Source organism: Streptosporangium minutum, from assembly GCF_002149035.1.
In the GTDB taxonomy this organism is placed as follows: domain Bacteria; phylum Actinomycetota; class Actinomycetes; order Streptosporangiales; family Streptosporangiaceae; genus Streptosporangium; species Streptosporangium minutum.
The window spans coordinates 1-8,247 of sequence record NZ_NGFP01000343.1 but is presented as its reverse complement, the minus strand read 5'-3'; the positions used below and the strand labels follow the sequence as shown (position 1 = coordinate 8,247).

Here is an 8,247-nt window from a genome sequence, read left to right as displayed (position 1 = left end):
GGTGTGGGCGATGATCGCGACCGCGGCGAGCAGGACCGGCGCGAGCACGGCGGGCGTGCCGAGCTGGGGGGTCTGCGGCGAGAGGCCGCTGCTGAGCGCGGTCGGGGTGGTCGCGATCGCGTTGGTGTCCGCGGTGGCGGATTTGGCGTGCTTGCCGGTCGTGGTGGTACGGCCGGCGGAGACCTGGGGGGCGGCGGCGGTCGCGCCGGTCCTCGGGGTGGCCTCACCGGTCTTCGGGGTGGTCCGCGGGGCCGTCTCGGCGGCCCTCGTCTCCCCGGCGGATGACTTGGCGGGCGACTTGGCGACGGGTTTGGCATGCTTGGGGCCGACCTCCGCGGTGGCCGGAGCCTCCGGGGTTCCGGCATCCCGCCCGAGGTCGGGCGGGGGGACCATCGCGAGCAGGTTGGGTCCGGGGGTGAGCGCCACCGAGTTGTCCGCACGGGCGTCGGCGGTGACGACCGTCTGCTTCTGGGAGGCCTCCCGGTCCAGCCGGGCCTTGATCTTCTCCGGATACCCGTAGCCGACGACCTTGCCGGTGTCGCGTTCCTTGCGCTTGGCGACGCCCCCGTCGATGTTCCCCTCGATCGTGTGGATCGTCCTGCCCGTCACCTTGGTGACGATCCCCACGTGGTCGATCTTGTCGATCTTCTTCGAGCCGCTCCAGTCGAAGAAGACGATCGCGCCGGGCTTGGGAGTGGTGCCCCAGGCGTCCTGCTCCTTGAACCACTCGGCGTGGTAGACGGTGTAGGCGAACTGGCCGATCCAGTCCTCGTAGCCGAGCTTCTTGGCCGCCCAGGACAGGTACATGTCGCACCAGGGGGCCGCCGTGTAGTCGGCGTCGAACTCGACGTTGTCGCCGTACCAGTTGCCGAACTTGGTGTAACCGCCGCTCTTCTCGGAGTACCCGAGCTCGCTCTCCAGCAGCTTGATGAACTTCTGCATCTCAGGGGTCATAGAAAGCTTAGGGGGGACCCCCGGCAGCCGTGAAGCATGGTCGCGCCGCCCTCGCAACCCGGCTACCGGGAGACGGGTTGAGCGATGGCGCGTTCACGCGGACCGATCCGGAGGGACGATCGGGACGCGTGTGGCGGCACCATTGGTCAGTTGTCTTCCGTGACCAGGGAGGTTACCCGGATGGAGCGGAAGGTCAAGACAGGCTAAAGCACATACCAAGGGGTCGGAACCTCGACGGGACGACAAATGCCGACGTCAGAGGCCTTTTCGGGATTTTTGCGTACTAAACCGGTCAAAAAAAAGATCTACCGTCCGCCCGGGGGACGGGCCGCCCGGTCGGCCGAACGCGATTCGGTAGAACGTGTTCTAAAGTAGGGGCATGACGACCGATCTCGCCCCCACCGAGGACGCCGACGCCGTCCTCGCCGCGCTGGCCGTACTGACCGGGCGGGCCCGTGAACTGGTCGACGCGGTCGTGCTGACCGACGTCCCGGAGAGTGAGATCATCGCCGTCGCCGCCGAGCTGGCCACCCTCACCGAACGCCTGCGCGCCCGCAGGCGTACCTCTCCCCAGCCCTTCGAGATCGGTCCCGACGGCGTGCCCCGGCACGCCGGCAACGCCGTCACCGGCTCGGCCAACCCGCACGCCCTCCCGCTGGTCGTCCAGACCACCCCGGAGAGGACGGCCCGTGCCGAGCTGACCTTCCGCCCCACGCACGAGGGGCCGCCCGCCTCGGTCCACGGCGGGATCAGCGCCATGATCCTCGATCACCTGCTGGGGCACGCGGTCGCGGTGGCCGGCGTCGCCGGGATGACCGGCACCCTGACCGTGCGCTACCGGCGCCGGGTCCCCTACGGCGAGCCGCTGGTGGCGACCGCCGAGTACACCCGCTCCGAAGGCCGCAAGTCCTGGGCCGAGGGGCGGATCGCCCTTCCCGACGGCACCCCCCTGGTCGAGGCCACCGGCCTGTTCATCACCCCCCGGGAATGGGTGGAGAACCCGTTGCGGGCATGAGCCGGGCCGGCGGGACCTCGACGGCGGGCTCAGTAGCCCGCGCCGGTGAGCATGCCGCCGTCCACCGTGAACTCGCTGCCGGTGCAGTAGCTCGCCCGGTCGGAGGCGAGGAAGGCCACCACGTTGGAGACCTCGACCGGCTTGGCGAAGCGTTTGATGACCATGGACTTCAGGAACGCCTCGCCGTCCACCTCGGCGGCGATCTCCGGGTCCATCACCATGGAGGTGTTGATGGCGCCGGGGTGGACGGAGTTCACCCGGATCTTGAAGCGGGCCAGCTCGCGGGCCGCCGCCTTGGTCACGCCGCGCACCCCGAACTTGGAGGCGGCGTAGGCGGACATGCCCTCGGCGCCGATGAAGCCCTCGACCGAGGAGATGTTCACGATCGAGCCCCGGCCGGCGGCCTTCATGGGCTCGATCACCGACTTGACGCCGAGCCAGGTGCCCTTGAGGTTCACGTCGAGGACCCGGCTGTACTCGTCCAGAGTCATGTCGGCGATCCGGCGGAACTTCAGTATCCCGGCGTTGTTGACCAGGATGTCGAGCTTGCCGTACGTCTCGACGGTGGTGCTCACCGCCCGCTGCCAGTCCTCCGGCCCCGTCACGTCCTGATGGACGAACAGCGCCCCGGTGGCCTCGGCGAGCGCCTTGCCCTCGTCGTCGAGCACGTCGCCGAAGGCGACCCGGGCGCCCTCCTCCAGGAACAGCCGCACGTGGGCCTCGCCCATGCCCCGGGCTCCACCGGTGATCAGTGCGACCTTGCCGTCCAGCAGACCCATCTCAAGCTCCTCGCGTGAAACGTTTGGCGGCGGCGACGGCCACGGCGGCCGACTCCATCGAACGGTAGACGGGGATCCCGGCGCCGGCCGCGATCGCGCGGACCCCGTCCTCGACCCCGGGCGGCGCGCACTCGCCGTTCCTGGTGACCAGCGTGATCCTGACCCCGGGCAGATCCTCCTGGGCCTGGGCGAGGTTGCGGGCGCAGGCGTACAGCGGCTCGGCCGAACTGCCGTAGGTGAAGAAGCTCTGCACGTTCACGTGGGCGACGACGTCCGGGTACGGCCGCCGCGCCACGATCGCCGCGATGGCCTCCCGGGCCAGCTCGGGGCGGCCACGCGGCCCCACCGGGATCTCCAGCGGGTTGGCCAGGGAGCTGCCCACCCCGATCCCGAGCGCCTTCAGCCCGCTCTTCGTCTCCTCCGGCAGCGCGTCGAGCGAGAGCCCGGCGGCGTCGAACACGTCGGCTGCCAGGACGCTCGCCCCGCCGCTCGGCCCGATCACCAGCAGCGCGGGATCCCCGTCCGCGCCCGCGCCCCGGGACCCGCCGGTCGCCGGGCCGGCGCCGAGGGCGCCCAGGCGGCGGGCGTGGGACTGGAAGAAGGACAGGACGCCGATCAGGTCGTCCTGGCCGGTGACCAGAGCGGCGCCGGACTGCTCGGCCAGAGCCTGCCAGACGCGGTCGTCGCCGACCATGCCGCCGGTGTGGGAGGCGGCGGCCCGCCGTCCCTGGGCGCTCCGGCCGCCGACCAGCAGGACGACCGGGAGCCTCCCGCGCACCGCCATCAGGGCCTCGAACAGGGCACGGCCGCCGCGCGGATCCTCCAGATACATGCCGACGACCGAGGTGTGCTCGTCGACGGCCAGCCAGCGCAGCAGCTCGGCCGGGGTCACGTCGGCGGAGTTGCCCACCGTGGCCACCCGGCTGAACGCCAGCCCGCGCCGCTCACCGACCCTGACGACCTCCCCGGCGAGCCCGCCGCTCTGCGAGATCAGCGCCACGTGGCCGGGCGGTCCCGGCTCGCCGCCGATGAACGTCTGGCCGCCGCGCGGGCTGTAGACGCCCATGCAGTTCGGCCCGAGCAGCCGCGTCCCCGCCTCCCGCGCCGCGCGGACCAGCCCGGCCTCCAGCTCGGGCGCGCCGGCCTCCCCGAACCCGCCGCTCATCACCTGGACGAACGGGATGCCGTCCGCCTGCCGTACGACCTCGGCGCATCTGCCGGCGGGCACGGCGACCAGCGCGTAGTCGGCGTCCGCGTCCGCCAGCGTCGGCACGGCGGGCACGCCGTCGATCTCGTCCGCCTCCGGGTGGACCGCGACCAGCGGCACCCCCGTGGCCCCGTAGAACTCCAGGAACATGTTCCCGAAGTTCGGCCGGTTGGTGGAGGCCCCCACCACGGCCACGGCCCGGGGCTCGAACAGCGCGGTGAAGTCGGTCTCCGCCGCCGGAGCCGGTCGCGGCGCCTCCCCGCGGCGGTCGCCCGGGATGTAGCGGGCGTCGACCGCGACGGCGCCCCGCCCGGTGGCGATCACCGGGTTGAGCTCGAACTCGCCGAGATCCAGCCGCTCCCACAGGCCGCCGGCCCCGCCGACCGTCAGCAGCAGCTTCACCAGGGCGTCCATGTCCGCGGCCGGACGGCCGCGGTAGCCCCGCAGCAGCCGGGAGCCACGCAGGGAGGCGAGCATCCGCCGGGCGTCGGCCTCGGAGACCGGGCACAGGCGCACCGCCGTGTCGCGCATGGCCTCGGTCCAGACGCCGCCGAGCCCGGCGAGCAGGACGGGACCGAAGCCCGGGTCGCGGACGACGCCGACGATCAGCTCGATCCCCGCTTCGGCCTGCTCCTCGACCAGGAACCCGTCCGGGGTGATGCCCTGGGCGAGGAGCCCGCCGAGCATCTCGGCCGCGGCCTCGGCGGCCTCGGCCGGCCCGGCGAGCGCCAGCCGCACCGCACCCGAGTCCGACTTGTGGACCAGCCCGGGGCCGAAGGCCTTGAGCACCAGCGGCGGGGCCAGCCCGCCGGCCGCCGCGGCGACGCCCCCGGCGGAGGCGGCCGTGGCGCCGCGCGGCACCGCCACGCCGGCCTCCCGCAGCAGCGCCTTGACCTCGTGCTCGGGGGGCGGGCCCGCCGTCAGGGGATCGGACCCGCTCACGCCTCCTCCAGGAGGTGCCGGTACCTCTCCCGGATCTCCCGGCGCAGCAGCTTGCCGGGGCCGCCGGAGGCGTCCTGGAAGTGGGGGAGCTCGTCGGCGACCACGATGCGGTCGGGCCGCCGGTGCTCGGGCAGCGACTCGGCGAGCGCGATCGCGAGCTTCGACGGGTCGAGCGAGTGCCCGGAGCGGGCGACCACCGCGAGCAGGATTCTCTGCTCGGCCGCGTCCTGGCCGTCGACGTGCGCGGGCACGCCCACCGCACCGGCCTCGGCCACGTCGTCCAGCGCCACCGCGGCCTCCTCGACCACCGAGGGCTGCGACCAGGCGCCGCCCTTCAGGATCGCGTCCTCACGGCGGCCGAGCACGGTCAGGTTGCCGTCCTCGGCGAGGACGCCCAGGTCGCCGCCGACGTACCACTCGCCGCGGAGCACCTCGGCCGTCTTGTCGGGGAGCCGGTCGTAGCCGGACATCCGGTGCGGCCCGGCCAGGTTGATCTCGCCGACCTCGCCGACCACCCGGTCGCCGGACGGCCCGGTGATCCGTACGGCGTTGCCGGTCCTCGCCCTGCCGGAGGAGCCGAGCGGCGTGCTGCCGTCGTCCACCCGGCCGAAACAGGTGTAGGGGGCCTCGGTCTGGCCGTAGTAGCAGTAGACGCCCGCGCCGGGCAGCCGCTCCCTCATCCTGCCCAGCAGCGTCGCGGGGAGCGCCTCTCCGCCCAGCATGATGACCCGCAGGGACGACAGGTCGACCCCCTCGTGCTCGTCGGAGCCGAGCAGGGCCGCGTAGAACGACGGGATCTGCGAGACGTGGGTGACCCTCTCGCGGGGGACCACCCTGAGGAAGTTCGCCGGTCCCCAGTCCTGCTCCAGCACCAGCCGCATGCCCGCGTACAGCGCCGGCCCGACCAGTGCGGGGAAGCCGATGCCCCAGATGATCGCCCCGGTGCCGAGCACCGAGTCCTCGGCGCGCGGCACGTCCAGCCAGATCCGCGCGGTCGCCAGCGACGAGGCGTGCGTGTGGATCGCGGCCTTGGGCAGTCCGGTGGTCCCCGAGGTGTAGTAGAGGGCGAGCGGGTCGTCCCCGGAGCCCTCCGGCGCGAACTCCCCGTCCGGGGCGGCGGCGGTCAGCGCGTCCAGGTCCACGGCGCCCTCGCCCGGGCCGCCTACCTTGATCCAGGTGGTCACGTCGGGCAGCCGTGGGCGGATCTCCGCCACGACCTGCTCGACGGTGGAGTCGTAGACGAAGGCGGTGGCGCCGGAGTGCGCGACGACCTCCCGCAGGGTGTCCACCGGCCAGTACGGGTTGAGCGCCGCGGTGACCGCGCCCAGCTTGGCCGCCGCGAGGTAGACCTCGGCCACGTGCAGCGTCTCGTTGAGCAGCGCCGCCACCCGCCGCCGGGGCGCGATCCCGGCCGCCGTCAGGGCGTGGGCGCGCCTGTCGACGATCCGGTCGAGCTCGGAGTAGGTGAAGCTCCGCTCGCCGCAGTAGGTCAGCGCGACCTTGTCCGGGGTGCGCAGGGCGTTGGCGGTGAGGATGGCGTAGGCGTAGTTGCCGTAGGGGGATCGCGCCATTATGGCCTCCGGTCAGAGGGGGGTGGAGGACGCAGAGGGACGGGCAGGGGACGCGGCGGGAGGGGGCCGCTCGGGGATCTCGGAGGGCCTTGGAAGGGGCTGCCCGGGAAACCCGGAGGACTCGGAAGGGACTCGGAGGGGTCAGAGGACTCGGAGTGGTCAGCCGGAGGGGCTCGGAGGGGGCAGAGGGACGAGTAGAGGGTTCAGAGGGACGAGTAGAGGACGAAGACGTTTCCCGACGGGTCACGGAGGACCGCTCTGATCTCGTGCGGCCCGGTCTCGGGCTCGTGCACCACCTCCGCGCCCGCCCCGGTCAGCTCCCGTACGGCCCGCGCGACGTCGCCGACCTTGTAGGACGGGGCGGTGACGTCTCCCGTCACCCGTTCCCCGGCCGCGACCAGCGCGACCGTGGCGCCCCCTCCGTCCAGGGCCGCGAACCGGTCGCCGTCGCGGAACCGCACCGCCAGGCCGAGCGCGCCGGAGTAGAGGGCGATCGCCTTGTCCAGGTCGTCCACGGGGATCAGGATGTTGCCGAGCTTGGTCATCGAATCTCCTTGAGCGTGGAGACCCCGGACTTCAGCCATGAGGAGGAAGTCACGTCGGCCTCCAGTGAGGTAGGTCGTCGACGAAAGTCACGCACACCGGCATGCCGATCCGCACCCGCTCCGGTGCGCAGTCCACGATCCGGCCGAACGCCCTCACCCCCTCGGGCAGGTCGATCCAGGCCAGCACGTACGGCTCCCGCCCCCGGAACTCGGGCACGAACGAGCGGTGCACCACGGTGAACGTGTGTACGGAGCCCTCACCCGAGACGGGCTCGTAGGGGAGGTCGGTGCCGCCGCAGTGGGGGCAGTCGGGGGCGGGCAGGTGCACCCGCCGGGCGCAGGCCGTACAGCGTTGAATGACCAACTCGCCGCGACGGCAGGCTTCCCAGTAGGTGAGCGTGTCACTGGTCATCGATCGCCAAGCTAGCGCACGCTTGGTTTACTCACAAGATGTCGTCTTCCGCGGATCCGTCCGGGCCCGGCCCGCCCTCGGAGGGCCGGTCCGGGGAGGAGGGGCTCGGGTCCGGATCCGGCTCGCAGGAGGGGAGGGGGAGCCTCACGTCGCGGGAGCGCATGGCACTTTCGGGGACGGTGGTGACCGTCACCACCCGCCGGACGTACTCGCCGCACGCGGGGAGGCCGGCGAACTCCACGGTGACCTCGCGCGTGTAGTCGGTCCGGCCGGACAGCTCCAGCGTCTGGACGGCGCTGGTGAACCCCCCTTCGCCGCCGACGACCTTCTGGGCGGACCCCAGCTTCACGGTCACCGCCGAGGTGTCGCCGGTCCGGACGCGGAAGCGGACCGTGGTGCCGTCGAAGGAGACGATGTCCACGCTCTCGACCGAGGGGGCCGGGCACGGTCCGCCCCTGACCTCCGCCGTGCGGGTCCGCGGGCCGCCGGCCGCCCGGGGCGAGGTGGAGACCGTGACACGCCGGTAGAGGGTCTGCCCGCAGGCCGGGGCGGTGAAGGCGTGCGGGACCGCCCGGGAGTAGGCGCCGGCCCCGGCGAGGGTGAGGCCGCGCGGGGGCGACTCGGTGAGCCGGTCGGGGGTCTGCCCCTCGGCGAACCCGACGGTCAGCACGACGTTCGCCGTGGTGGACGCCCGCAGGCCGATCGTGGCGCCGTCGGCGGTGATCCCGGTGATCGCCAGGTCGCTGACCGCGTGCGCGGGCGGCGGCGTCCCGGTGGGGGCCGGGGTCACCGTCCTCGGGGGAGTCCTCGACGGGGCCGGGG

General features: G+C 72.9%; 8 protein-coding genes. 1 reads left to right on the top strand and 7 read right to left on the bottom strand.

The genetic code is table 11. From position 1 onward, the window contains the following. Positions 1 to 942, bottom strand: a 942-nt coding sequence (locus tag CA984_RS47500) for a CHAP domain-containing protein (protein WP_242676448.1), incomplete at its 3' end; no start/stop codon positions are given. 391 nt (positions 943 to 1,333) lie between these two features. Here CA984_RS47500 and CA984_RS40705 point away from each other — a divergent pair. Next, entirely contained in the window at positions 1,334 to 1,969 is a 636-nt protein-coding gene (locus CA984_RS40705) for a PaaI family thioesterase (RefSeq protein ID WP_086578688.1), read from the top strand. A 29-nt stretch (positions 1,970 to 1,998) separates the two neighbouring features. Here the strand turns inward: CA984_RS40705 and CA984_RS40700 are convergent, their stop codons facing one another. The 6 genes from CA984_RS40700 to CA984_RS40675 form a co-directional block, all read right to left on the bottom strand. Continuing rightward, positions 1,999 to 2,748 carry a glucose 1-dehydrogenase gene (locus tag CA984_RS40700; protein ID WP_086578687.1) on the bottom strand — a complete coding sequence of 250 codons (750 nt, stop codon included), beginning with the start codon at positions 2,746 to 2,748 and terminating at the stop codon, positions 1,999 to 2,001. Between the two features lies 1 nt (position 2,749). Next, entirely contained in the window at positions 2,750 to 4,897 is a 2,148-nt protein-coding gene (locus CA984_RS40695) for an acetate--CoA ligase family protein (RefSeq protein WP_086578686.1), read from the bottom strand. Beyond that, positions 4,894 to 6,468 (bottom strand): class I adenylate-forming enzyme family protein, encoded by a 1,575-nt coding sequence (locus CA984_RS40690; protein WP_086578685.1) that lies wholly within the window; start codon positions 6,466 to 6,468, stop codon positions 4,894 to 4,896. Before CA984_RS40690 ends, CA984_RS40695 begins: the two co-directional genes overlap by 4 nt. 203 nt (positions 6,469 to 6,671) lie before the next feature. Continuing rightward, positions 6,672 to 7,013, bottom strand: coding sequence for a VOC family protein (locus CA984_RS40685; RefSeq protein ID WP_207621229.1), 342 nt, complete (start codon positions 7,011 to 7,013; stop codon positions 6,672 to 6,674). A 49-nt stretch (positions 7,014 to 7,062) separates the two neighbouring features. Next, on the bottom strand, positions 7,063 to 7,425 hold the full coding sequence (locus CA984_RS40680) for a Zn-ribbon domain-containing OB-fold protein (protein ID WP_086578683.1): 363 nt from the start codon (positions 7,423 to 7,425) through the stop codon (positions 7,063 to 7,065). Positions 7,426 to 7,456: 31 nt separating this feature from the next. Next, positions 7,457 to 8,247, bottom strand: a 791-nt coding sequence (locus CA984_RS40675) for a hypothetical protein (RefSeq protein ID WP_207621228.1), incomplete at its 5' end; no start/stop codon positions are given.